This is a genomic window from Streptomyces sp. CNT360 (assembly GCF_000424785.1).
On sequence record NZ_AUKO01000003.1, the window covers coordinates 279,449 to 303,404 of the forward strand.

A 23,956-nucleotide genomic window follows, 5' to 3' on the forward strand; every position below is an offset into this window, starting at 1 on the left:
GCGCGGAAGGCGTCCGCCCGGAGTACCGGCCTAGGAAGCGTCCGCCCCGGAGGCACCCGCCTTGGAGGTGTCGGCCCGGGCTGCGCCCGACTTCGACGCGCCCGCCTCGGAGGCACCGGCCTCGGAGGCGTCCGTCTCGGAAGTGCCCGACTTCGAAGCGTCCGTCTCGGAGGTACCCGACTTCGAGGCGTCCGCCTCTGCGGCACCCGGGCCGGAGGCCTCGGGCCCGGACACCTCGGGTCCGGACGCTGTGGACGTGCTCGCGCCGGTCCCGGTGGACGCGTCGGGCTGCCCGGTGGAGGGGCCGTCGTCGGTGTCCGCCGCCCGGGCTTCGTCGTCCGGGCCGGGGCCGTCCTCGCCCGCGTGCGGCTCGACGGCCTCCTCCCGGCCGGGCCGCTTCTTCGCCGAGAGGGCGATGAAGACCGCCGCGGCGAGGAAGACCAGGAGCGCCGTCCAGTTGTTCAGGCGCATGCCGAGCACGTGGTGGGCGTCGTCCACCCGCATGTACTCGGTCCAGAAGCGCCCCACCGTGTACGCCGCGACATACAGCCCGAACGCCCGTCCGTGCCCCAGCTTGAAGCGCCGGTCCGCCCAGATGACCAGCAGCGCCACGCCGACGCACCACAGCGACTCGTACAGGAACGTCGGGTGGTAGGTCGCCATGTCCGGGGTGTCGACCGGGCGGTGCGCCGGGTCGATCTTCAGCGCCCACGGAAGGTCGGTCGGCCGCCCGAACAGCTCCTGGTTGAACCAGTTGCCCCAGCGGCCCAGCGCCTGCGCCAGCGCGATGCCGGGCGCCACGGCGTCCGCGTAGGCGGGCAGCGGGATACCGCGGCGGCGGCAGCCGATCCACGCCCCCAGCGCGCCCAGCGCGATGGCGCCCCAGATGCCGAGGCCGCCGTCCCAGATGCGGAGGGCGTCCACCGGGTTGCGGCCCTCACCGAAGTAGAGCTGGTAGTCGGTGACGACGTGGTAGAGCCGGCCGCCGACCAGCCCGAACGGCACCGCCCACACGGCGATGTCCGCCACCGTGCCGGGCCGCCCGCCCCGAGCGACCCACCGGCGCCCGCCGAGCCAGACCGCGACGAAGACGCCGAGGATGATGCAGAGCGCGTAGCCGCGCAGCGGGATCGGCCCGAGATGGATCTCGCCGGCCGAGGGACTGGGGATAAAGGCAAGGGTCTCCATGGCGCACCCGACGCTACCGTGCCCGGCGCCGCACCGGGCAATCAGCCCGCACAACGGCTGGATAACGCCTGGTTCGACCGCTCCGCCCCACCGGGGTCACCCCTTCTGCTCCACCATCTTCTTCAGCTTCTGCGGGGTCAGCGGGTCGGACTGGTCGGCGTAGATGTTCTTGCCGTCCAGCAGGATCGTCGGGGTGCCCTGGTGGTCGGAGGCGCGGAAGCTGTCGCTGGAGCGCTTGACCCAGGCGTCGTGCCGACCCGAGGTCACGCACTCCTCGAACGACGGGGACACCAGCCCCCGGACCTTCTTGGCCAGCCGCAGCAACTGCCTGGTGCTGCCGAACGCGTCGTCCTGCTCGGCGGGCTGGTTGCGGTAGAGCGTGTCGTGGAAGGCGGTGAACCTGCCCTCGTCCTTGGCGCAGGCCGCCGCGTTGGCCGCCTTCCGGGAGCCGCTGCCGCCCATGTTCGTGTCGATGAGGGTGACCAGGTGGTACTCGGCCTTGAGCTTGCCGGCCTTCTCCAGGCTCCGGATCGTGCCCCGGTAGGTGTTCTCGAACTGGCCGCACGCCGGACAGCGGAAGTCCTCGTACACGGACAGCTTCGCCGGGGCGGCGTGCTCACCGACGGTGATCGGCTTCGCCGACTCGCTGTCCTTCCCGTCCCCGCTCCGGCTGGCGACGGTCGCGCCGATACCGGTGGCGACGACCAGCACCCCGAGTACCGCCGCGCCGGCCTTGAGGGAGCGGCGCCGCTTCTCGGACGCCTTGTGCCGCTGCTGCTCGGCCCGCAACCGCTCACGGGCCGACGTCTTGTTCTGGCTCACCCCCGGCCAACGAGAGGGCCCCCCTCCCGGTTGTCACCCGAAAGAAGGGCCCGCTGCCAGGTCCTGGCCGTCACGTCCGGTGGACGCCCCGGGCCAGGTCCGCGGCCAGCTCCCGGACGCCGGCGAGCCCGGCGTCGAGATCGTCCGCGGCGAGCAGACGCTTGACGAACGCCGACCCGACGATCACCCCGTCCGCGAAGGCGGCGACCTCCGCGGCCTGCTCCGGGTTGGAGACGCCGAGCCCCACGCACACGGGCAGCTCGGTGCCCGAACGGACCCGCTCGACCAGCTCGCGCGCCTCGGTGCCGACGGACTCCCGGGTGCCGGTGACGCCCATCAGGGACGCGGCGTAGACGAAGCCGCTGCCCGCGGCGGTGATCCGGGCGAGCCGCTCCTCGCGGCTGCTCGGCGCGACCACGAACACCGTCGCGAGACCGGCCCGCTCGGCGGCCTTGCGCCATCCCTCGGACTCCTCGACGGGCAGGTCGGGCAGGATGCATCCGGCGCCCCCTGCCGCCGCAAGCTCCTCGGCGAAGCGCTCGGCGCCGTACCGGTCGACGGGGTTCCAGTAGGTCATCACCAGCACCGGTTTCCCGGTGGCGGCGTGGGCCTCGCGGACGGTGCGGATGACGTCCGCGATCCGCACCCCACCGCGCAGGGCGATGGTGTCGGCGGTCTGGATGACGGGCCCGTCCATGACCGGGTCGCTGTGCGGCAGCCCGACCTCGACCACGTCGCAGCCGCTCTCCAGCAGCGCCGTGCAGGCCGCGATACCGCCGTCGACGGTCGGGAAGCCGGCCGGCAGGTAGCCGACGAGCGCGGCCCGGTTCTCCGCCTTGGCCCGCGCCAGCGTCTGCTGCAGCAGCGCGAGGTTCCCGCCGCGTACGCCGTGCCCGGCGGTGTCGCCGTGTCCGCCGCTGTCGCTGCTCGCGCCGCTCTCGGCACGCAGGTCGTCTCCGCCGCTCACGCCTGGCCCCCCTGTTCCCCGTCCGTGCCGTCGTACAGGCCGAAGTAGCGCGCGGCCGTGTCCATGTCCTTGTCGCCGCGGCCCGAGAGGTTCACCAGCACGACGCCCTCGGGGCCCAGCTCCCGGCCCAGGTCGAGCGCGCCGGCGAGCGCGTGGGCGCTCTCGATGGCCGGGATGATGCCCTCGGTCTCCGAGAGCAGCCGCAGCGCGCGCATCGCCTGCTCGTCGGTGACCGGCCGGTACTCGCCGCGCCCGCTGTCCTTGAGGAAGGCGTGCTCGGGGCCGATGCCCGGGTAGTCCAGCCCGGCCGAGATCGAGTACGGCTCGGTGATCTGTCCTTCGTCGTCCTGCAGCACGTAGGAGCGCGAACCGTGCAGGATGCCCGGCTCGCCCGCCGTCAGGGTGGCGGCGTGCTCGCCGGAGTCCACCCCGTGTCCTGCCGCCTCGAAGCCGACGATCCGCACGTCGGTGTCCGCGAGGAACGCGTGGAAGAGGCCGATCGCGTTGGAGCCGCCGCCCACGCAGGCCGCCACGGCGTCCGGCAGCCGCCCGGTGCGCTCCACGATCTGGCGGCGCGCCTCGACGCCGATGACGCGGTGGAAGTCGCGGACGATCTGCGGAAAAGGGTGCGGGCCCGCGACGGTGCCGAACAGGTAATGGGTGCGGTCCACGTTGGCGACCCAGTCGCGGAACGCCTCGTTGATGGCGTCCTTGAGCGTGCGGCTGCCCGAGGTGACCGGCACGACCTCGGCGCCGAGCATCCGCATCCGGGCGACGTTCAACGCCTGCCGCTCGGTGTCGATCTCGCCCATGTAGATGGTGCATTCGAGCCCGAAGAGGGCGCACGCGGTGGCGGTGGCCACGCCGTGCTGGCCCGCACCCGTCTCGGCGATGACGCGGGGCTTGCCCATGCGCTTGGTCAGCAGGGCCTGCCCCAGCACGTTGTTGATCTTGTGGGAGCCGGTGTGGTTGAGGTCCTCACGCTTGAGGAACACCCGGGCGCCGCCCGCGTGTTCGGCGAAGCGCTTGACCTCGGTGAGCGCGCTGGGGCGGCCCGTGTAGTCGACGAGCAGTTCGTCGAGCTCGGCGGCGAAGGCCGGGTCCGCCTTCGCCTTCTCGTACTCGGCGGCCACCTCGTCGACGGCCGCGACGAGGGCCTCGGGGATGAACTTGCCGCCGAAGGCGCCGAAGTAGCCGGTGCCGTTCGGGCTGAGACCCTCCGGGTCAGGGATGAAGTAGTCGGATGGCATGCCGACCCTCTCGTGTGGATGTGCGTACGGGCTGACGCTGGGATGCCGCTCCCGTCCCTGCCGCGGACTGCGTCCGGCGGACGCTTCCCGTTTCCTGGAGGCTTCGCCCCAGGCCGCCGAGGCGGCCTCGCTCGTCCGCGGGACGCCAGGCGGCCTGGACCGGGCCCGGTGCGGGCGGGCAACAGCCGCCCGCGCCTTGCGGCCAGGAGGTTCCTCCGGCGTTCGAGGGCCGGGGGCGGAGCCCCCGTTGTCGGGAAGGGTGAGGTCGGGAGGGGCTCAGCGCCATCGCCGGCCACGGATCACACCGGGCTCGCAGCCGATGTGGTACCGCACCGAACGCCCCCGCACGCGCCGTGCGGGCGCCCGGCACCCGCGCGGACGGCACCCGCGCGCCAGCGCGAGGGAACACAGCGAGACGGCGACGGACACGAGCTCAGGCCCTCCCGTGGCGGAGGGCGGGGTGGGCGCCGGCGGCGACAAGGTCGGAGACGGCGGTCTGCGGGTCCTTGCCCGTCACCAGTGACTCGCCCACCAGGACGGCATCGGCCCCCTCGTTGGCGTAGGCGATCAGGTCGTGCGGGCCGCGCACGCCGGACTCGGCGACCTTGACGACGTGGTCGGGGATCTCCGGGGCGATGCGGGTGAAGTTGCCCCGGTCGACCTCCAGCGTCTTGAGGTTCCGCGCGTTCACGCCGACGATCTTGGCCCCGGCCGCCAGCGCCCGCTCGGTCTCCTCCTCGTCGTGCACCTCGACCAGCGGGGTGAGCCCGATGGACTCGGCGCGCTCGATCAGCGAGACCAGGGCCTCCTGTTCGAGCGCAGCGACGATCAGCAGGACGACGTCGGCGCCGTGCGCACGGGCCTCCCACAGCTGGTAGGAGGAGAAGATGAAGTCCTTGCGCAGCACGGGGATGTCCACCCTGGCGCGGACGGCCTCCAGGTCGGCCAGCGAGCCGCCGAAGCGGCGGCGCTCGGTGAGGACGGAGATGAGGGCGGCGCCGCCCGCCTCGTAGTCGGCGGCCAGCCCGGCCGGGTCGGCGATGGCGGCGAGCGCGCCCTTGGAGGGGCTGGAGCGCTTGACCTCGCAGATCACCCGCACGCTGTCGCCCTTGAGGGCGGCGAGCCCGTCCTTGGCCTGGGGCGCCCGGGCCGCGCGCTCCTTGAGTTCGTCGAGGCTGACGCGCGCCTGCCGCTCGGCGAGGTCCTCACGCACGCCTTCGATGATCTCGTCGAGCACACTCACCGAGCGGCCTCCTTTGCTGGCTGGGTTCGGGTGGCTGCCGGGCCCTCGCGCGGGAGCGAGGGTGGTCAGGTGGGGCACTGCGATGGTATCCGGCGGCGGACGGAGGTCCCGCATCCGGTTGACCGTGATTCCACATAGCGGACAAAACGCGGGGCCCCGTCCGCCCCCGTAAGCGTTCCGATCGGAAAGCGTCACCGAGAGTCAGAACAGGTCAGGGGACGAGCGCGGTGCCCAGGGGCGTGTTCCGGACAATCGTGAAGGCCGCCAGGAGGAGGCCCGCGGCCCAGGCGTGCCAGACCCGTGGCCGCACCGGAAGGGCGAAGGGGCGGGCCCGCACCGCACGGGCCGTCCAGTACAGCCACCCCAGCGCGAGGACGGCGAAGAGCACGACGGCGGCCGCATTGGCGCCCAGCGCGGCCGGCAGGTCGCCGTGCGCGACGGCGTGGGCGCTGCGCAGCCCGCCGCAGGCCGGGCAGTACAGCCCTGTGACGGCGAGGAAGGGGCAGGCCGGGTAGTGGCCCGGCCGGTTGGGGTCGACGGCGGCCACGTAGGCGAAGGCCGCGCCCACCGCGGCCAGGGAGCCGAGGGGCGCGGCCAGCCGCGGCACCGCGCCGGTCGGGCGGTGCCGCTCGGTCCCGGCGTGCTGCCGGTCGTTCAGGAGTGCGCCTTGGCGCGGGTGCCCCCGTGCTGCGGGGTGCCGTGCGCCTCCTCGTGCGCCAGCTTGTGGGCGCGGGCCTGCTCGGCGGTCATGCCCTTCGACCTGGACTGGCCGAGCCCCATCGCGCTCATGATGCCGCCCACCACGGCGCTCAGCAGGAGGAGGACCAGCCCGGCGATCACTCCGGCGGGCTGTGCCGTCACCGTGAAGACCGAGCTCACGCAGAAACCGACGAAGGCGATGAGCACGCCGGTCCAGGCGGCCGGGGTGTGTCCGTGGCCGTGCGCCATGAATACTCCTTGTGTCACAACATGAAGAGGGCCACCCGGCCCGTTCGGCTCCCATTCTCCCCCTTCCCCGCCGGACGCGGGGCACGGGGGTCGCCCGTCCGGGCAGCGCACGGCGGCGCGGGGGTCAGGCCAGGCCGTGGGTGGAGGGGTCCTCGCCGCGGTCCAGGGCCTTCCACAGGTCCTCCGGCCGGTCGGGGTCGACCCGCTGCGGGCGGGTGGCGCGCCGGCGCAGCGGAACACGCTCGTAGCGGGCGCTGCCGGACATCGAGGGCCAGGCCTTCCCGTAGCGCAGGGCCAGCAGCCCGGCGATCAGCAGCAGCGCACCGCCCGCGGCCGACACGTAGGGCCAGGCGGTGACCTCGACGGCACCGATCGCGCTGTCCGTCAGTCCGCTCGTCCGGGCCGCCTGCTCGGTCAGCGCCCCGGTGTCGTCGGCGCCCAGCACGGCGGCGGCCACGACGGCGGCGCCGCAGACGGTGAGCAGCCCGGCGACGAGGTAGCGCCCGAGGCGGCGTACGGCGAAGACGGCGACGAGCGCGGCCAGGCCCACCAGCGCCAGCGCGCTGGGCAGGCCCGTGACGTCGCCGCCCTCGGCGCTGACGGGCACCGTGCCCTGCGCGAACGCGGCGCTGGACCGGCTCCAGGTCTGGCCCGCGGAGACCAGGGCGAGCGCGGCGCCCACCGCGCCGCCCAGCAGCGCCACCGCGAGTGCGACGCGGGGAGCGCGCGGGCGTGTGGCACCGGCGTCCGGGTCGGGGGAGGGAGAAGTCACCCCTCCACGCTACCTCCGAGCCGCTCCGCCGTCCGGACCGCCCTCAGCACCGCGGAGGCCTTGTTGGCGCACTCGGTGTCCTCGGCCGTCGGATCGGAGTCGGCGACGACGCCGGCGCCCGCCTGGACGTAGGCGGTGCCGTCGCGCAGCAGGGCGGTGCGGATGGCGATGGCGGTGTCGGAGTCGCCCGCGAAGTCGAGGTAGCCGACGCAGCCGCCGTAGACCCCGCGCCTGGTGGGCTCCAGCTCCTCGATGATCTGCAGTGCGCGCGGCTTGGGGGCCCCGGACAGCGTCCCGGCCGGGAAGCAGGCGGTGAGCGCGTCGAACGCGGTGCGGTCCGCGGCGAGTTGCCCGGTGACGGTCGAGACGATGTGCATGACGTGGCTGTAGCGCTCGATCGACATGAAGTCGACGACCTCGACGCTGCCCGGCTCGCACACCCGCCCGAGGTCGTTGCGGCCCAGGTCCACCAGCATCAGGTGCTCGGCCCGCTCCTTGGGGTCGGCGAGCAGCTCGTCGGCCAGCGCCGTGTCCTCGCCCGGGGTGGCGCCGCGGGGCCGGGTGCCCGCGATGGGGTGCATCATGGCGCGGCCGTCCTCGACCTTGACCAGCGCCTCGGGGCTGGAGCCGACGATGTCGAAGCCCTCGAAGCGCAGCAGGTACATGTACGGGCTCGGGTTGGTGGCCCGCAGCACCCGGTAGACGTCCAGCGCGCTCGCGGTGCAGCGGGTCTCGAACCGCTGGGAGGGCACCACCTGGAAGGCCTCGCCGCCGCGGATGCGCTCCTTGATGTCCGCCACCCAGCCCTGGTAGGTGGCGCCGCCCGACCTGGCGTCGGTGTCGGGGAGTTCGGACGGCGGGAGGGAGACGGGGGCGACCGGTGCGGGGCGGGCGAGGTCGGCGGCCATCGCGTCCAGCCGGCGCACGGCGTCGGCGTGCGCCTCGTCGACGCCGGTGTCGAGGTCGTTGTGGTTGATCGCGTTGGCGATCAGGAGCACCGTGCCGTCGCGGTGGTCGAGGACCGCGAGGTCGGAGGTGAGGAGCATCGTCAGCTCCGGCAACCCGAGATCGTCGACGGTGCCGGGGTGGCGGCCGACCTTCTCCAGCCGCTGCACGATGTCGTATCCGAGGTAGCCGACCATGCCGCCGGTGAAGGGCGGCAGGTCCCCGCTCTCGTGCAGGTCGCGCGGGGTGTGCAGGGCCTCCACTGTGGCCCGCAGCGCGGCGAGCGGGTCGCCGTCGGCGGGCACGCCGACCGGCGGGTTGCCCTGCCAGTGCGCCTGCCCGTCCCGCACGGTGAGGGTGGCGTCGCTGCGGACCCCGACGAAGGAGTAGCGGGACCAGGTGCGGCCGTTCTCCGCGGACTCCAGCAGGAAGGTGCCGGGGCGCTCCGCGGCCAGTTTGCGGTACAGGGCGATGGGAGTGTCACCGTCGGCCAGCACGCGCCGGGTCACGGGAATGACCCGGCGGTCCTCGGCGAGCCTGCGGAACGTTTCGAGGTCGGGCGCCGTCATGGGCCCTCACCCTACTGGGCGGGCAGCAGTACGTCCGCGTCGAAGCAGGTTCGGGCCCCGGTGTGGCAAGCGGCGCCGGTCTGGTCGACCCGCACCAGCACGGTGTCCGCGTCGCAGTCCAGGGCCACGGACCTGACCCGCTGGACGTGTCCGGAGGTGTCTCCCTTGACCCAGTACTCCTGCCGGCTGCGGCTCCAGTAGGTGGCGCGGCCGGTCGTCAGCGTGCGGTGCAGCGCCTCGTCGTCCATCCATCCGAGCATCAGCACCTCACCGGTGTCGTACTGCTGGGCGATGGCGGGCACGAGTCCGTCCGCGGTGCGCTTGAGGCGGGCGGCGATGGCGGGGTCGAGCGACGTCTCCTGGGACATGCCTCCATTGTCCCGTACGCTCCGCGCGGCGGCACCGGACACCGTGCGGCACCCGGCGAACACACCCCGCTCACAACCGCCCACGCACCGCTGCTCGGCCGTACCCTGGCGGACATGTCGACCCATGCCAAGCGAGAACGCCTGCTCCTCGCGGACCTGTTGGAGACGCACGGCCCCGAGGCCCCCACCCTGTGCGAGGGCTGGCGGACCCGGGACCTGGCGGCGCACGTCGTCGTACGGGAGCGCCGCACCGACGCGGCGGGCGGCCTGCTGATCAAGCCGCTCGCGGCCCGACTCGAACGCGTCCAGGCCGAGTTCGCCGCCAAGCCGTACGAGGAACTGATCCAGCTGATCCGGACCGGGCCGCCGCGGATCTCCCCGTTCGCCCTCAAGCAGGTGGACGAGGCGGCCAACACGGTGGAGTTCTTCGTGCACGCCGAGGACGTCCGCCGCGCCGGGCCCGACTGGACCCCGCGCGAGCTCGACGCCGTCTTCGAGGACGCGCTGTGGCGCCGGCTGGAGACCGGGGCCCGGATGTACGGCCGCAAGTCCCCCGTGGGCCTCGTGCTGCGGCGCCCCGACGGGCAGACGGCCGTCGCCCACCGCGGTACCCCCGTCGTCACCGCCGTCGGCGCCCCCTCGGAACTGTTGCTGTTCGCCTTCGGGCGCCAGGAGCACGCCGATGTCGAGCTGGACGGCGAGCAGGAGGCCATCGACCGGCTGCGCCAGGCGAAGCTGGGCATGTAGGGGAGACCCCCGGCCCCACCCCGAGGCCCGGCCGCAGCGATGCCGGGGACGGTTCGGGGTGGTCCCGGATGGGCCCGAGGGACGCGGCCCGCGAGAGTGCCGGTATGGCTTTTGTGTCCGGCGCCCCGGGGCGCCCTCCTCGTCGCCGGCTCTCCCGCCGCGGTCTGCTCACCTCGGCCACCGTGAGCGCCGCGGCGGCCGCCGTCGGCCCGGTTCCGGCGGCGCGCGCCGCCGGTACCGCGCCTGCCACCGGCCGGGACGCGACGCTGCCGCCGCCCGACGGCGCGGCACTGCGGTCGGCCGTCGACGACCTGGCACACCCGCGGGCGAGCGGTGCGCAGGTGCGGGTCGGCGGGCCCGCCGGAGGGTGGTACGGCACCTCGGGGGTGGCGGACCCGGCCACCGGGCGGCCCGTCGGGCCGAACGACAAGGTCCGCGCCGGCAGCGTGACCAAGGCATTCGTGGCGACGGTGCTGCTGCAACTCGTCGACGAGGGGCGGCTGCAGCTCACCGATCCGGTCCGCCGCCACCTGCCCGGCCTGCTGCCCGAACGGTTCGGTGCCCTCACCATGGCGCACCTGCTCACCCACACCAGCGGACTGCCCGACCACGTCGGGATGCCGGAGCCGACCACCCCGGAGGCCGTCGTACGCCACCGGTTCGACCGGTGGAGCCCGCGGCAGATCGTGGCCACGGTCACCGGCGGCCCGCTGAAGTTCGCGCCGGGCACCGCCCAGGAGTACCGGGGGGTCAACTACGTGCTGGCGGCGCTGGTGATCGAGCGGATCACCGGGCGGCCGTACGGTCTCGTGATCCGCGACCGTGTGCTGCGCCCGCTGCGGCTGGGGCACACCTCGTTCCCCTCCGCGCACGGCGACGACCGGCACATCCACGGTCCGCACGTGCACGGCTGCCTGCTGATGAGCGACGGCTCACGAAGGGACGTCACCGAGTTCGACATGTCCAGCTCCTGGGCGGACGGCGAAATCGTGACCAGCACCGGCGACCTGTACCGCTTCCTGACCGCGCTGTTCGGTGGCGCACTGCTGCCCGAGCGGCAGCTGCGGCGGATGTGCACGCTGCCGCACGTGCGGATGCTCGACGGCAGCCCGGCCCGCTACGGCGCCGGCCTGCAGACCGCCACGGTGAACGGGATCACCTTCTGGGGCAAGACCGGTGAACAGTACGGCTACGCCACGGGCATGTTCGCCACCCGCGACCGGCAACGGCAGTTGGTATGGACGTTCAGCCCGGTCGAGCTGGGCGCCGACCCGTCGCCGATGAGCAGCCGGCTCGTCGCGGCGGCGACGGGAGCGGGAACGCGCGGCTGACCGCGCCGGTGCTACGGCTTCCGTCCGAGCCCGCCGTAGAGGGGGGAGGGCTCGGGGGGAGCCATCCCCGCTGCCTCGGGCCGCCACAGCGGGCAGGAGACGACGCCGGGCTCCACCACCTCCAGGCCGTCCAGGAAGCCGGCCACCTGCTCGGGGCTGCGCGGGTGGTACGGAACGGCACCGCTGCGGTTGTAGCCGCGCAGGCCCTTCACGTAGCGCGGGTCGGTGTCGGTGCCGTCGCGGACGGCGAGGTAACTGCCGGAGGGCAGCGCCGCCATCAGCCGCCGCACGATCGAGCGGGCCTCCTCGTAGTCGGCCACGTGCGCCAGGATGCCCATCAGCATCACGGCGACCGGCCGGTCGAGGTCGAGGGTACGGGAGGCCTCGCGCAGGATCGTCTCCGGGTCCGTGACATCGGCCTCGATGTAGTCGGTGGCGCCCTCGGGGCTGCTGGTGAGGAGGGCGTGGGCGTGGGCGAGGACCAGCGGGTCGTTGTCGACGTAGACGATGCGGGCCTCGGGGGCGACCCGCTGGGCGACCTCGTGGGTGTTGTCCACGGTCGGCAGCCCCGTACCGATGTCGAGGAACTGGCGGATGCCCGCCTCCTCGACCAGGTAGCGCACCGAGCGCCCGATGAAGTGCCGGCCCACGCGGGCGAGCGTGACGATGTCGGGGAAGACGGCGCGGATCCGCTCGCCCGCCTCGCGGTCGACCTCGTAGCAGTCCTTGCCGCCGGTCCAGTAGTCCCAGATCCGCGCCGAGTGCGGCACCGTCGTGTCGATCCGGTCCGCCCGCTCCGCCTTGCCGGCCTCCTCCGCCATGGTTCTGCTCCCGCCGTCGTCCGTGCCGTCCCCGGCAACCCGTGTCCCCGTCGTACGACGCCAACCTATGTCCTCAACGCGCCGATGTCGCCAGCCGTTCGGCGAGGATGCCCTGGAGTTCGCGGGCCGCACGGGTCGGCGAGACGTCGCCCCGGTGAGCCAGGGAGATGGTGCGCTGCAGCCCCGGCGGCGCGAAGCGGGTGACCCGCAGCCCCGAGCGGTCCGCGACCATGCGGGGCACCACGGCCAGCCCCAGCCCGGCCCGCACGAAGCCGAGGACGGCGTCCATCTCGCCACCCTCCACGCCGAAGACGGGCTCGAATCCGGCGTCACGGCAGGCGGCGACCGTCAGCTCCCGCAGGTCGTAGCCGCGCCGGAACATCGCCATCGGCCTCTCGCGCAGATCCTCGACCCGGATGCGCGCGCGGCGCACCGGCGCCGGCTCGTCCGGCGGCGAGACCACGACCAGTTCCTCGCGCAGCAGCTCGGCGGTGCGCAGGACCGGGCCCTGCCCGGCGAGCGGGGTGATGATCAGTGCGAGGTCGAGCTCGCCCTCGGCCAGCACCCGCACCAGGTCCTGTGAACCGTCCTCGTGGACGACCAGCTCCACCCCCGGATACCGGTCGTGGAAGACCCGCAGCACGTCGGGGACGATGCTCGCGCACAGGCTGGGAGTGGCCCCGAGACGGACCCGGCCGCGCCGCAGCCGGGCGACCTCCTGCACCTCGCGGCGGGCCGTCTCGGTGTCGGCCAGCACCCTGCGGGCGAGCGGCAGCAGGGCCTGCCCCGCGTCGGTGAGGGAGATGTGGCCGCGCGCCCGGTGGAAGAGCTCGGCCCCCAGCTCCCGCTCCAGGGAGCGGATCTGCTGGGAGAGGGAGGGCTGGGCGACGTGCTCGCGCTGGGCGGCGCGGGTGAAGTGGCGGGTGTCGGCGACGGCAACGAAGTAGCGGAGCTGCTGGAGCTGCATACGGACAGCCTACGGAATCGGCATAGCCGCTGCCTATCGAGTGGAGCCGAACCATGTCTTGGACTGATGCCCGGGACCGTCCTTACCTTCAGGGCCATGGCGACGGCAACGCGCACTCCCCCCTCCCCCACCCCGCAGGCCCCCGCGTCGCGGGCCTCCGGAGCACCGCCGGGCGGGCCACGGCGGGGCACCCTGCGGACCCTGTGGGGCTCGACGATCGGCAAGAAGGCGGTCATGGCGGTCAGCGGGCTGCTCATGCTCGGCTATCTGGTCGTCCACATGCTCGCTAACCTGAAGGTCTTCTTCGGGCCCACGGACATGAACGGCTACGCCCACTGGCTGCGCACCATCGGCGAGCCCGCCCTGCACCACGAGTGGTTCCTGTGGATCGTGCGGGCGGTCCTGGTGGCCGCCGTCGTGGCGCACGGCGTCAGCGCCTACCAGCTCAGCCGGCGCGACCTCGCGGCCCGCTCCGTCGGCTACCGGCACCGGCGCCACCGGACCAGCTACGCGACCCGCACCATGCGCTGGGGCGGGATCATTTTGGCGCTGTTCCTCGTCTGGCACCTGCTGGATCTGACGACCGGCACCGTGAACCCGCGCGGCCAGGCGGGGCACCCCTACGAGAACATCGTCGCCGGGTTCCGCACCTGGTACACCGACGTCATCTACTGCGTCGCCATGCTCGCCGTCGGGCTGCACGTGCGGCACGGCTTCTGGAGCGCGGCGCAGACCCTGGGGGTGACCCGACCCGGGCTCGCGAAGCTGTGCAAGGGCGGCTCCACCGTGCTCGCCGTGGCCCTCACCGCCGGCTTCCTCTCCGTACCCCTCGGCGTCATGACGGGACTGGTGCACTGATGAGCTCTCCCCACGCGTACACGCGGTACCGCACCGGCGAGGCGATCGCCGACACCAAGGCACCGGACGGGCCGGTCGAACAGCGGTGGACGCGGCGCCGCTTCGAGGCGAAGCTGGTCAACCCGGCCAACCGGCGCAGGCACACCGTCATCGTCGTCGGCACGGGGCTGGCGGGCGGCTCGGCGGGGGCCACGCTGGCCGAGGCCGGCTACCACGTGGTGCAGTTCTGCTACCAGGACTCCCCGCGCCGGGCGCACTCGGTCGCTGCGCAGGGCGGCATCAACGCGGCGAAGAACTACCGCAACGACGGCGACTCCGTGCACCGCCTCTTCTACGACACGGTCAAGGGCGGCGACTTCCGCTCCCGCGAGTCGAACGTGCACCGGCTCGCGGAGATCTCCACCGCGATCATCGACCAGTGCGTCGCCCAGGGGGTGCCGTTCGCCCGCGAGTACGGCGGGCTGCTGGACACCCGCTCCTTCGGAGGCGTGCAGGTCTCCCGCACCTTCTACGCCCGCGGCCAGACCGGACAGCAACTGCTGCTCGGCGCCTACCAGGCGCTCTCCCGGCAGATCGCCGCCGGCACGGTGGAGATGCACCCGCGCACCGAGATGCTGGACCTGCTGGTCGTCGACGGGCGGGCCCGCGGCATCGTCGCCCGCGACCTGCTCACCGGCCGCATCGACACCTACGTCGCGGACGCCGTGGTGCTGGCGACCGGCGGCTACGGCAACGTCTTCCACCTGTCCACCAACGCCAAGAACTCCAACGCGACAGCGATCTGGCGGGCCCACCGCAGGGGCGCCTACTTCGCCAACCCCTGCTTCACCCAGATCCACCCCACCTGCATCCCGCGCTCCGGGGACCACCAGTCGAAGCTGACGCTGATGAGCGAGTCGCTCCGCAACGACGGCCGCATCTGGGTGCCGAAGGTGCCCGGCGACGCACGTGCCCCGCAGGACATCCCCGAGGACGAGCGGGACTACTACCTGGAGCGGCTCTACCCCTCCTTCGGCAACCTGGTGCCCCGCGACATCGCCTCCCGCGCCGCGAAGAACGTCTGCGACGAGGGGCGCGGCGTAGGACCGGGCGGGCAGGGGGTCTACCTCGACTTCGCGGACGCCCTCGCCCGGCTGGGCCGGGCAGCCGTCGAGGAGAGGTACGGCAACCTCTTCGAGATGTACGCGCGGATCACCGCGGAGGACCCCTGGACGCGGCCCATGCGCATCTACCCGGCCATCCACTACACGATGGGCGGGCTGTGGGTCGACTACGACCTGATGACGACGGTCCCCGGGCTGTTCGCCGTCGGGGAGGCCAACTTCTCCGACCACGGCGCCAACCGGCTCGGCGCCTCCGCGCTGATGCAGGGCCTGGCCGACGGCTACTTCGTCCTCCCGGCCACGCTGGGCGACTACCTCGCCCGCCACCCGCACGACGACCGCGAGGACATCGGCGAGCACCACCCGGCCGTCCACGAGGCGACCCGCACGGTCACCGACCGGCTCTACGCGCTGCTGTCCAACAACGGCGACCGCACCCCCGAATCCTTCCACCGCGAACTGGGCGCCCTGCTGTGGGACCACTGCGGCATGTCCCGCACCGAGGAAGGGCTGCGCAAGGCGCTGGAGCGCATCCCCGAACTGCGCGCCGAGTTCTGGCAGCGGGTCAGGGTGCCCGGGTCGGGCGAGGCCCTCAACCAGTCGCTGGAGAAGGCCAACCGGATCGCCGACCACCTGGAGCTGGCCGAACTCATGTGCCTGGACGCGCTGCACCGCACCGAGTCCTGCGGCGGCCACTTCCGCGAGGAGTCCCGCACCCCGGACGGCGAGGCCGCCCGCAAGGACGAGGAGTTCGGTTACGTCGCCGCCTGGGAGTTCACCGGCGTCGGCCGATCCCCCGTACTGCACCCGGAGCCCCTCCACTTCGCCTACGTCCACCCCACCCAGCGGAGCTACACGTGAACCTGACCCTGCGGATCTGGCGGCAGCCCGGCGCCGAGGCGCCCGGCAAGATGGTCACCTACGAGGTGGAGGACATCTCCCCCGACATGTCGTTCCTGGAGATGCTCGACACGCTCAACGAGACCCTGACCGAACGCGGCGAGGAGCCGGTCGCCTTCGACCACGACTGCCGCGAGGGCATCTGCGGCGCCTGCGGCATGGTCATCGACGGCCGGGCACACGGACCGGAGCGCACCACCACCTGCCAACTGCACATGCGGCACTTCTCGGACGGCGACACCGTCGACATCGAACCCTGGCGGGCCGCCGCGTTCCCCGTCGTCAGGGACCTCGTCGTCGACCGCTCCGCCTTCGACCGGGTCGTCGGCGCGGGCGGCTACATCACGGCGCCCACCGGATCAGCCCCCGAGGCACACGCCACAGCGGTGCCCAAACCCGCCGCCGACGCGGCCTTCGCGCACGCCGAGTGCATCGGCTGCGGCGCGTGCGTGGCCGCCTGCCCCAACGGCTCCGCCATGCTGTTCACCTCCGCCAAGGTGAACCATCTGAACGTGCTGCCGCAGGGCGCGCCGGAGCGGGAGAGCCGGGTACTGGGCATGGTCGGGCAGATGGATGCCGAGGGCTTCGGCGGCTGCACGCTGGCCGGCGAGTGCGCCACTGCCTGTCCCAAGGGCATCCCCATGCCCTCCATCGCCGCGATGAACAAGGAGTACCTGCGGGCCGCCGCGAAGAAGTGAGGCACCTACACTCGGGGCACGATGAGTGATCCCTCGCACCCCACCCTTGCCGAACTGGCCCGCCAGGCCCTCTCCTCGGTCCAGCACGGCTACGACCTGCTGGCGCCCAAGTTCGACCACACGTCCTACCGCACCCCCGCAGCGGTCCTGGACGCCACGGCCGAAGTTCTCGCCGCCGAGGGACCGTTCGGCGACGGGCTGGACCTGTGCTGCGGCACCGGCGCCGGCACCCGGGTGCTCCGCCAGGTGTGCGGCGGGCGCACCGCGGGCGTCGACTTCAGCGCGGGCATGCTCGCGGAGGCCCGGTTCCGGTGGGCGACCGAGCCGGGCCCGCACTGGGTGCGGGGCGAGGCGCACGCGCTGCCGTTCCGCTCCAGGACCTTCGACCTGGCCGTCAGCTTCGGTGCCTTCGGCCACTTCCTGCCCGCCCAGCGGCCGCATCTGTTCGGCCAGGTGCGCCAAGTCCTCCGCGACGGCGGCACGTTCGCGTTCCCGCTCGCCGCCCCGCCGCGCCCGGGGACGGCGGACTACTGGTCGCTCCTCGGCTTCGACGCGGCGATGCGCGTCCGCAACGCCTTGTGGCGGCCGCGTTTCGTCATGTACTACCGCACCTGGCCGCTGGCCGCCGTACGCCGCGACCTGGACGAGGCGGGTTTCGACGTCGCACTGCGGGCACTGCCCGCGCTGGGCAGGCGGGAAGACGGCTCCCCGCGCTGCCGACTGGTCGTCGCCACCAAACGGCCGCCCGGGGCCGGTACCGGCCCCGGGAAGAAGGGAACCTTGTGACGACCGAGGAGCAGGCCAGGCCCCAGCAGCCCGGCCGGGAGCCGGAGCCCACCGAAGGGCTGGAGGGGACCGCATGGTGGCCGGGCACGGGACCGGTCGGCGGCGCCGTCCTCGTCACGCTCGGCTCCGTCGGCGCGCTGCTCCTCTTCCTCGGCCCGTGGCAGCCCGGCGACCACCTGGGAATCCTCTTCGGCCTCGCCAAAGCCCTGGCCGTCGGCCTGGTGGCGCTGGGCACCACCCTCCTGGGCCGACGCCGCGGCACGGGCGACGCCGGCAGCGCGGACGACGCGAGCGGTACGGCGGACTCGAACGACGCGGACCGCACGGACGGGGCCGACGGGGCCGACGGGGCCGACGGGGCCGACGGGGCCAACGGGGCCGACGGGGCCAACGGCGAGAACGAGGCCGACGGCAAGGACGGTGCCGGTCTCCTGGATGGCGCGAGCGGTACGGACCGCGGGAGCGGTGCCGACGGCGCCCTGCCTGGCCGTCCCCGCCAGGACGTCCCGGTGGAGCACCGCGCCGATCGCCCCGTGACCGAGCGGGGTCACCTGGACCCGTCATCCCGCTGAACGTCGCCTCACGGGCCGCTCGCAGCGGGACCCTCAGCGCACCGGGCAGCCCGCCCCGCGCAGCGTCTGCTTCACCTCGCCGATGCGCAGATCGCCGAAGTGGAAGACGGAGGCGGCCAGTACGGCGTCGGCGCCCGCACCGACGGCGGGCGGGAAGTGGCCGAGGCGCCCGGCACCGCCGGAGGCGATGACGGGAACGGTGACGTGCTTGCGGACCGCGGAGATCATCTCCGTGTCGTAGCCGTCCTTGGTGCCGTCGGCGTCCATGGAGTTGAGCAGGATCTCGCCGGCGCCCAGCTCGGCTGCGCGGTGCGCCCACTCGACGGCGTCGAGGCCGGTACCGCGCCGCCCGCCGTGGGTGGTGACCTCGAACCCGGTGCCCTCGGCGCGGCGCCGCGCGTCGACGGAGAGCACCAGCACCTGCCGCCCGAACCGTTCGGCGATCTCGCGGATGAGCTCCGGGCGGGCGATGGCCGCGGTGTTGACGCCCACCTTGTCGGCGCCGGCCCGCAGCAGCTTGTCCACGTCCTCGGGGGTGCGGACACCACCGCCGACAGTCAGCGGGATGAAGACCTGCTCGGCGGTGCGCCGTACCACCTCGTAGGTGGTCTCGCGGGCGGCCGAGGAGGCGGTGATGTCCAGGAAGGTCAACTCGTCGGCGCCCTCCGCGTCGTAGACCTTGGCCATCTCCACGGGATCGCCGGCGTCGCGCAGGTTCTGGAAGTTGACGCCCTTGACGACCCGTCCGGCGTCCACGTCCAGACAGGGGATGACTCGGACGGCGAGGCTCATGCCTGGGGTGCTCCTTCTGCTGCGGGGTCGGGCTGCGCCCGGTACGCCTCCACCTCCACCTCGACCACGAGGCTCGGGTCGACGAAGCCGGAGACGATGAGCATCGAGGCGGCGGGGCGGACCTCGCCGAACAGCTCCTTGTGGGCGCGCCCGGCCTCGTCCACGTCGCGCGAGTGCGTGAGGTACATGCGGGTCCGCACCACGTCGGCGGCGCCCAGGCCCAGACTCTTGAGCGCTTCGAGGGCCACGGTGAAGGCGTTGATGGTCTGTTCGTAGGGGCCGCCCTCGGCGATCACCCCGTCGACCACCGAGGTGCAGCCCGACACCAGCACCAGCCCGTCCGGCAGTTGCACGGCGCGGGAGTACCCGAAACGCTCCTCCCAGGGGCCTCCGGAGGCCACACGGTGTATTCCGGTCATCGGGCGACCGCCTCCAACGCCTCTTCCAGGGTGAACGCCTTGGCGTAGAGCGCCTTTCCCACGATGGCGCCCTCGACACCTTCCGGCACCAGACCGGCCAGCCCCCGCAGATCGTCGAGGCAGGACACGCCACCGCTGGCGACGACGGGCCGGTCGGTACGGGCGCACACGTTCCGCAGCAGCTGCAGGTTCGGGCCCTTGAGGGTGCCGTCCTTGGCGATGTCGGTGACGACGTACCGGGCGCACCCCTCGGCGTCCAGGCGGGCCAGCGTCTCGTAGAGGTCGCCGCCGTCGCGGGTCCAGCCGCGGCCGCGCAGCGTGGTGCCCCGCACGTCGAGGCCGACGGCGATCCGGTCGCCGTGCTCGGCGATGACCTTGGCGACCCACTCGGGGCTCTCCAGCGCGGCGGTGCCCAGGTTGACGCGGCGGCAGCCGGTGGCCAGCGCCGCCTGCAGGGAGGCGTCGTCACGGATGCCGCCGGACAGCTCGACGTGGATGTCCATCGCGCGGGCGACCTCGGTGATCTGCCTGCGGTTGTCGCCGGTGCCGAACGCGGCGTCCAGGTCGACCAGGTGGAGCCACTCGGCACCGGACCGCTGCCAGGCCAAAGCGGCCTCCAGCGGGTCACCGTAGGAGGTCTCGGAACCGGACTCGCCGTGCACGAGGCGGACGGCCTGACCGTCCCGGACGTCGACGGCGGGCAGAAGCTCAAGCCGGTTGCTCACGGCGCTCTCGCTCTCGGGGCTCTCGGGGCTGACGGAGGGGGGCGTCAGCCTGTTCACAGGGCTTCGATCCAGTTGCGCAGCAACTGGGCTCCGGCGTCGCCGGACTTCTCGGGGTGGAACTGGGTGGCCCACAGCGGCCCGTTCTCCACGGCGGAGACGAACCGGCTGCCGTGGCTCGTCCAGCTCACCCGCGGCGGCTTGAGGGCAGGGTTGGCCGTCTCCAGCTCCCAGTCGTGCACGGCGTAGGAGTGCACGAAGTAGTACCGCTCGTCGGCCGGCAGGCCCGCGAACAGCCGGGAGTCGGCGGGGGCGGTCACGGTGTTCCAGCCCATGTGCGGCACGGGGTGCTCGGCATCGGTGGCCAGCGGGCCGACCGTGCCGGGCCACTCGTCCATGCCCTCCGCCTCCTCGCCGTGCTCGATGCCGCGGGAGAAGAGGATCTGCATGCCGACGCAGATCCCCAGCACGGGCCGGGCGCCGGCCAGCCGCCGCCCGATGACCCAGTGGCCACGCGCCTCGCGCAGCCCCTCCATGCAGGCGGCGAACGCGCCGACGCCGGGCACCAGAAGGCCGTCGGCGTTCATGGCCTTGTCGTAGTCACGGGTGATCTCGACCCGGGCACCGGCCCGCTCCACCGCGCGCTCGGCGGAGCGCACGTTGCCGAAACCGTAGTCGAAGACCACCACGTTCTTCGGATCACTCATCACGACCACCAGTCCAGTCGCAGGATTCCGGCGAGCAGCGCGAGGACGGACGCCCCGGCGAGCAGTCCGACCACGCCCTTGGGCAGCTTCTGCTTCCAGAAGGAGATCGCCCCACCCGCCAGGAAGAGCCCGACGAAGATGAGAAGCGCAGCGAGCCCTGTCACAGCGCCCCTTCTCCGTTCGCTTCCCCGCCCGCGCGGCACCCCGCGGCCCTCGTACCCAGGCGCCACCCGGCAGCCGCGCACGCGTCGCTCACAGCGCCCCCTTCGTCGAGGGGATCCCCGTCTGCCGCGGGTCGATCTCGCTGGCGTAGCGCAGGGCGCGGGCCAGCGCCTTGAACTGGCACTCGACGATGTGGTGCGCGTTGCGCCCGTAGGGGACGTGGACGTGCAGCGCGACCTGCGCCTGGGCGACGAAGGACTCCAGGATGTGCCGGGTCATCGTCGTGTCGTAGCTGCCGATCATCGGGGCGATGCCCTCGGGCTCGGTGTGCACCAGGTAGGGGCGGCCCGACAGGTCGACGGTCACCTGGGCGAGCGACTCGTCCAGCGGCACCGAGGCGTCGGCGAACCGTACGATGCCGCGCTTGTCGCCGAGCGCCTGCTTGAAGGCGGCACCCAGGGCCAGCGAGGTGTCCTCGATGGTGTGGTGGCTGTCGATGTGCAGGTCGCCGTCGGTCTTGACCGTCAGGTCGAACAGGCCGTGGCGGCCGAGCTGGTCGAGCATGTGGTCGTAGAAGCCGACCCCCGTGGAGACATCGACCTTGCCGGTGCCGTCGAGGTCGATCTCGACGACGACGGACGTCTCCTTGGTGGTGCGCTCCACGCGGCCCTTGCGCGTCATGCCTCGCTCTTCTCCTTCAGCTCCTTCGTCACGGCTCGCACCGCGTCGAGGAAGGCGTCGTTCTCCTCCGGCGTCCCCGCCGAGACCCGCAGCCAGCCGGGCACCCCGTTGTCCCGGACCAGCACGCCGTGCGCCAGCAGCGCCTCCCACACCGCGTGGGAGCCGGCCGCCCCGTCGAAGCGGCCGAACTGCACGAAGTTGGCGTCCGACTCGGTGACCGCCAGCCCCGCGGCCCGCAGTTCACGCACCAGTCGGTCGCGTTCGCTCTTCAACTGCTCGACGTAGCCGAGCAGGGTGTCGGTGTGCTCCAACGCCGCCAGCGCCGTGGCCTGGGTGACGGCCGACAAGTGGTACGGCAGCCGTACCAGTTGCACCGCGTCCACCACGGCCGGGTCGCCGGCGAGGTAGCCGAGCCGCAGGCCCGCGGCGCCGAACGCCTTGGACATGGTGCGCGAGAGCACCAGCGTGGGGCGGCCCGCGATCAGCGGCAGCAGCGAGGGGTGGTGCGAGAACTCGCCGTAGGCCTCGTCCACCACCACCAGCGCCCCGTGCTCGGGCCGGGCCGCCTGGGCCGCCTCGTACAGCGCGAGCACCGTCTCCTCGTCGACGGCGGTGCCGGTCGGGTTGTTGGGCGAGCAGATGAACACCACGTCGGGCCGGTGCGCGGCGATGGCGGCGACGGCGGCCTCGGTGTCGATGGTGAAGTCGTCGTTGCGCGGCCCGGAGATCCAGCCGGTGCCGGTGCCCCGGGAGATCAGCGCGTGCATCGAGTACGACGGCTCGAAGCCCAGCGCGACCCTGCCCGGACCGCCGAACGCCTGGAGGAGCTGCTGGAGCACCTCGTTGGAGCCGTTGGCCGCCCACACCTGTTCCCGCGCGACGGGGTGACCCGCCGTGCGCGAGAGGTACTCGGCGAGCCGGGTGCGCAGCTCGACCGCGTCCCGGTCGGGGTAGCGGTTCAGCTCGCGGGCGGCCTCGGTGACGCGCTCGGCGATGCGGGCGACCAGCTCGTCGGGGAGCGGGTAGGGGTTCTCGTTGGTGTTCAGCCGTACGGGCACGTCGAGCTGGGGCGCACCGTAGGCGGACTTGCCGCGCAGCTCGTCGCGGATGGGCAGGGCGTCGACACCGGAAACGGAGCTCACGAGATCTTCGGGACCTTCCACTCGAACCGTGCCTTGAGGGCCGCACCGTGCGCGGGCAGGTCCTCGGCCTCCGCCAGCGCGACGACGTGCGGCGTGATCTCCGCCAGCGCGTCCCGGGAGTAGTCCACGACGTGGATTCCGCGCAGGAAGGACTGGACCGACAGGCCCGAGGAGTGGCAGGCGCAGCCGCCGGTGGGCAGGACGTGGTTGGAGCCGGCGGCGTAGTCGCCCAGCGAGACGGGCGCCCACGGGCCGACGAAGACCGCACCGGCGTTGACCACCCGGGCCGCGCGGGCCGCGGCGTCGGCGGTCTGGATCTCCAGGTGCTCGGCGGCGTAGGCGTCGACGACGGCGAGACCGTGGTCGAGGGAGTCCACCAGGACGATGCCCGACTGCCGCCCGGCCAGCGCCTCGGTGATCCGCTCGCTGTGCCGGGTGGCCGGGACCTGGGTCTTCAGCTCGGCCTCCACGGCCTCGGCCAGCGCCTCGGAGGGGGTGACGAGCACGGCGGCTGCCACCACATCGTGCTCGGCCTGGCTGATCAGGTCGGCGGCGACGTGGGCGGGCTCGGCCGTGTCGTCGGCAAGGATGGCGATCTCGGTGGGGCCGGCCTCGGAGTCGATGCCGATGACGCCCTTGAGCAGCCGCTTGGCGGCGGCCACGTAGATGTTGCCGGGGCCGGTGACCAGTTGGACGGGGGCGCACTCCTCGGTGCCGTAGGCGAACATGGCCACGGCCTGGGCACCGCCCGTCGCGTACACCTCCTCCACGCCCAGCAGCGCGCAGGCGGCCAGGATGGTGGGGTGCGGCAGCCCGCCGAACTCCTTCTGGGCGGGCGAGGCGACGGCCAGCGAGCCGACGCCGGCCTCCTGCGCGGGCACCACGTTCATCACCACGGACGACGGGTAGACGGCACGGCCGCCGGGCACGTACAGGCCCACGCGCTCGACCGGCACCCACCGTTCGGTGACGGTGCCGCCGGGGACGACCTGCACGGTGGAGTCCGTACGCCGCTGGTCGCGGTGGACGATGCGGGCGCGGCGGATGGACTCCTCCAGCGCCGCGCGGACGGCCGGATCCAGCTCCTGAAGGGCCTCGGCCAGCGCCTCGGCAGGTACCCGGAGCCGCTCCAGGCGGACGCCGTCGAACTTCTCCGTGTACTCGATCACCGCCGCCGCGCCACGATGCCGTACGTCGTCGCAGATGGGCCGCACCTTGTGCAGGGCGGTCTCGACGTCGAGCTCGGCACGGGGCAGCAGGTCACGGTCGATGGTTCCGGTCGCCGGGCCCGCACCGGGGGCGGCGGCCGAGGAACCACGCAGATCGATTCGGGAGATCACACTCTCAAGTCTCTCAGACCCGCGGCAGGCACCTGTCGTCCGTATCAGAGGCTGATACAGGTCACATTCCGTTTCACCCGACGCGCGTCGCCTCGCGCGTTCATCCCGTCACAGAGCGGGAAAGGGAGCGGTACGA

28 protein-coding genes are annotated in these 23,956 nt (G+C 73.0%); 7 read left to right on the plus strand and 21 right to left on the minus strand.

What is annotated here, in order from left to right; translation table 11 throughout:
* Positions 1–30: 30 nt before the first annotated feature.
* The 11 genes from lgt to hisI all read right to left on the minus strand — a co-directional run bounded on the left by lgt (position 31) and on the right by hisI (position 9,072).
* On the minus strand, positions 31–1,188 hold the full coding sequence (gene lgt / locus H297_RS35345; protein ID WP_078513856.1) for a prolipoprotein diacylglyceryl transferase: 1,158 nt from the start codon (positions 1,186–1,188) through the stop codon (positions 31–33).
* A 96-nt stretch (positions 1,189–1,284) separates the two neighbouring features.
* Positions 1,285–2,010 (minus strand): thioredoxin domain-containing protein, encoded by a 726-nt coding sequence (locus H297_RS0108600; protein WP_027736699.1) that lies wholly within the window; start codon positions 2,008–2,010, stop codon positions 1,285–1,287.
* A 70-nt stretch (positions 2,011–2,080) separates the two neighbouring features.
* A complete protein-coding gene (gene trpA / locus H297_RS0108605; protein WP_027736700.1) occupies positions 2,081–2,875 on the minus strand; it encodes a tryptophan synthase subunit alpha in 795 nt (264 codons plus the stop codon).
* A 98-nt stretch (positions 2,876–2,973) separates the two neighbouring features.
* On the minus strand, positions 2,974–4,227 hold the full coding sequence (gene trpB / locus H297_RS0108610; RefSeq protein ID WP_027736701.1) for a tryptophan synthase subunit beta: 1,254 nt from the start codon (positions 4,225–4,227) through the stop codon (positions 2,974–2,976).
* Positions 4,228–4,503: 276 nt separating this feature from the next.
* Complete coding sequence (gene trpM, locus H297_RS44100) at positions 4,504–4,656, minus strand: tryptophan biosynthesis modulator TrpM (protein WP_433105546.1); 153 nt, start codon at positions 4,654–4,656, stop codon at positions 4,504–4,506.
* 4 nt (positions 4,657–4,660) lie between these two features.
* Positions 4,661–5,470, minus strand: coding sequence for an indole-3-glycerol phosphate synthase TrpC (gene trpC, locus H297_RS0108615; protein ID WP_027736702.1), 810 nt, complete (start codon positions 5,468–5,470; stop codon positions 4,661–4,663).
* A 211-nt stretch (positions 5,471–5,681) separates the two neighbouring features.
* A complete protein-coding gene (locus H297_RS43650) occupies positions 5,682–6,077 on the minus strand; it encodes a DUF2752 domain-containing protein (protein WP_027736703.1) in 396 nt (131 codons plus the stop codon).
* A 47-nt stretch (positions 6,078–6,124) separates the two neighbouring features.
* Positions 6,125–6,418 (minus strand): HGxxPAAW family protein, encoded by a 294-nt coding sequence (locus H297_RS43655; RefSeq protein WP_051351672.1) that lies wholly within the window; start codon positions 6,416–6,418, stop codon positions 6,125–6,127.
* 124 nt (positions 6,419–6,542) lie between these two features.
* Entirely contained in the window at positions 6,543–7,190 is a 648-nt protein-coding gene (locus H297_RS35355) for a TIGR02234 family membrane protein (RefSeq protein WP_037793368.1), read from the minus strand.
* Positions 7,187–8,704, minus strand: coding sequence for an anthranilate synthase component I (locus H297_RS0108635; protein ID WP_027736704.1), 1,518 nt, complete (start codon positions 8,702–8,704; stop codon positions 7,187–7,189). The genes H297_RS35355 and H297_RS0108635 overlap by 4 nt, the downstream gene beginning before the upstream one ends.
* A gap of 11 nt (positions 8,705–8,715) precedes the next feature.
* Positions 8,716–9,072, minus strand: coding sequence for a phosphoribosyl-AMP cyclohydrolase (gene hisI, locus H297_RS0108640; protein ID WP_027736705.1), 357 nt, complete (start codon positions 9,070–9,072; stop codon positions 8,716–8,718).
* 114 nt (positions 9,073–9,186) lie between these two features.
* Here hisI and H297_RS0108645 point away from each other — a divergent pair, with 114 nt between their 5' ends.
* Together H297_RS0108645 and H297_RS0108650 are read left to right on the plus strand one after the other, a co-directional pair.
* The gene (locus H297_RS0108645; RefSeq protein WP_027736706.1) at positions 9,187–9,819 is read left to right on the plus strand and encodes a TIGR03085 family metal-binding protein; all 633 of its coding nucleotides are present in this window, start codon (positions 9,187–9,189) and stop codon (positions 9,817–9,819) included.
* A 104-nt stretch (positions 9,820–9,923) separates the two neighbouring features.
* Positions 9,924–11,150: a serine hydrolase domain-containing protein gene (locus tag H297_RS0108650; protein ID WP_027736707.1), complete on the plus strand. Its 1,227-nt coding sequence runs from the start codon at positions 9,924–9,926 to the stop codon at positions 11,148–11,150.
* Between the two features lie 11 nt (positions 11,151–11,161).
* On the opposite strand, the gene H297_RS0108655 is transcribed toward H297_RS0108650, so the two are convergent.
* Together H297_RS0108655 and H297_RS0108660 are read right to left on the minus strand one after the other, a co-directional pair.
* Positions 11,162–11,971 carry an SAM-dependent methyltransferase gene (locus H297_RS0108655; RefSeq protein WP_027736708.1) on the minus strand — a complete coding sequence of 270 codons (810 nt, stop codon included), beginning with the start codon at positions 11,969–11,971 and terminating at the stop codon, positions 11,162–11,164.
* A gap of 73 nt (positions 11,972–12,044) precedes the next feature.
* Positions 12,045–12,938: a LysR substrate-binding domain-containing protein gene (locus H297_RS0108660; RefSeq protein ID WP_027736709.1), complete on the minus strand. Its 894-nt coding sequence runs from the start codon at positions 12,936–12,938 to the stop codon at positions 12,045–12,047.
* 96 nt (positions 12,939–13,034) lie between these two features.
* Between H297_RS0108660 and H297_RS0108665 the strand changes: the two genes are divergently transcribed.
* From H297_RS0108665 to H297_RS43660, 5 genes are read left to right on the plus strand one after another with little or no spacing between them, the layout of a single operon-like run.
* On the plus strand, positions 13,035–13,796 hold the full coding sequence (locus H297_RS0108665; protein ID WP_027736710.1) for a succinate dehydrogenase: 762 nt from the start codon (positions 13,035–13,037) through the stop codon (positions 13,794–13,796).
* Complete coding sequence (locus tag H297_RS0108670) at positions 13,796–15,760, plus strand: fumarate reductase/succinate dehydrogenase flavoprotein subunit (protein WP_027736711.1); 1,965 nt, start codon at positions 13,796–13,798, stop codon at positions 15,758–15,760. Before H297_RS0108665 ends, H297_RS0108670 begins: the two co-directional genes overlap by 1 nt.
* Entirely contained in the window at positions 15,757–16,497 is a 741-nt protein-coding gene (locus tag H297_RS0108675; protein WP_027736712.1) for a succinate dehydrogenase/fumarate reductase iron-sulfur subunit, read from the plus strand. Before H297_RS0108670 ends, H297_RS0108675 begins: the two co-directional genes overlap by 4 nt.
* 21 nt (positions 16,498–16,518) lie before the next feature.
* Positions 16,519–17,283 carry a class I SAM-dependent methyltransferase gene (locus tag H297_RS35360; RefSeq protein WP_051351673.1) on the plus strand — a complete coding sequence of 255 codons (765 nt, stop codon included), beginning with the start codon at positions 16,519–16,521 and terminating at the stop codon, positions 17,281–17,283.
* Positions 17,280–17,855: a hypothetical protein gene (locus H297_RS43660; protein ID WP_051351674.1), complete on the plus strand. Its 576-nt coding sequence runs from the start codon at positions 17,280–17,282 to the stop codon at positions 17,853–17,855. The genes H297_RS35360 and H297_RS43660 overlap by 4 nt, the downstream gene beginning before the upstream one ends.
* 33 nt (positions 17,856–17,888) lie before the next feature.
* Here the strand turns inward: H297_RS43660 and hisF are convergent, their stop codons facing one another.
* The 8 genes from hisF to hisD form a co-directional block, all read right to left on the minus strand.
* The gene (hisF, locus tag H297_RS0108690) at positions 17,889–18,647 is read right to left on the minus strand and encodes an imidazole glycerol phosphate synthase subunit HisF (protein ID WP_027736713.1); all 759 of its coding nucleotides are present in this window, start codon (positions 18,645–18,647) and stop codon (positions 17,889–17,891) included.
* Complete coding sequence (locus H297_RS0108695) at positions 18,644–19,066, minus strand: RidA family protein (protein WP_027736714.1); 423 nt, start codon at positions 19,064–19,066, stop codon at positions 18,644–18,646. Before H297_RS0108695 ends, hisF begins: the two co-directional genes overlap by 4 nt.
* The gene (priA, locus tag H297_RS0108700) at positions 19,063–19,791 is read right to left on the minus strand and encodes a bifunctional 1-(5-phosphoribosyl)-5-((5-phosphoribosylamino)methylideneamino)imidazole-4-carboxamide isomerase/phosphoribosylanthranilate isomerase PriA (protein WP_027736715.1); all 729 of its coding nucleotides are present in this window, start codon (positions 19,789–19,791) and stop codon (positions 19,063–19,065) included. The genes H297_RS0108695 and priA overlap by 4 nt, the downstream gene beginning before the upstream one ends.
* A gap of 53 nt (positions 19,792–19,844) precedes the next feature.
* Positions 19,845–20,495 carry an imidazole glycerol phosphate synthase subunit HisH gene (hisH, locus tag H297_RS0108705; protein ID WP_027736716.1) on the minus strand — a complete coding sequence of 217 codons (651 nt, stop codon included), beginning with the start codon at positions 20,493–20,495 and terminating at the stop codon, positions 19,845–19,847.
* Entirely contained in the window at positions 20,495–20,659 is a 165-nt protein-coding gene (locus H297_RS43665; RefSeq protein ID WP_027736717.1) for a hypothetical protein, read from the minus strand. Before H297_RS43665 ends, hisH begins: the two co-directional genes overlap by 1 nt.
* A gap of 88 nt (positions 20,660–20,747) precedes the next feature.
* Entirely contained in the window at positions 20,748–21,338 is a 591-nt protein-coding gene (hisB, locus tag H297_RS0108715) for an imidazoleglycerol-phosphate dehydratase HisB (RefSeq protein ID WP_027736718.1), read from the minus strand.
* Positions 21,335–22,480: a histidinol-phosphate transaminase gene (locus H297_RS0108720; RefSeq protein WP_027736719.1), complete on the minus strand. Its 1,146-nt coding sequence runs from the start codon at positions 22,478–22,480 to the stop codon at positions 21,335–21,337. Before H297_RS0108720 ends, hisB begins: the two co-directional genes overlap by 4 nt.
* Positions 22,477–23,820: a histidinol dehydrogenase gene (gene hisD / locus H297_RS0108725; protein WP_027736720.1), complete on the minus strand. Its 1,344-nt coding sequence runs from the start codon at positions 23,818–23,820 to the stop codon at positions 22,477–22,479. Before hisD ends, H297_RS0108720 begins: the two co-directional genes overlap by 4 nt.
* Positions 23,821–23,956 lie beyond the last annotated feature (136 nt).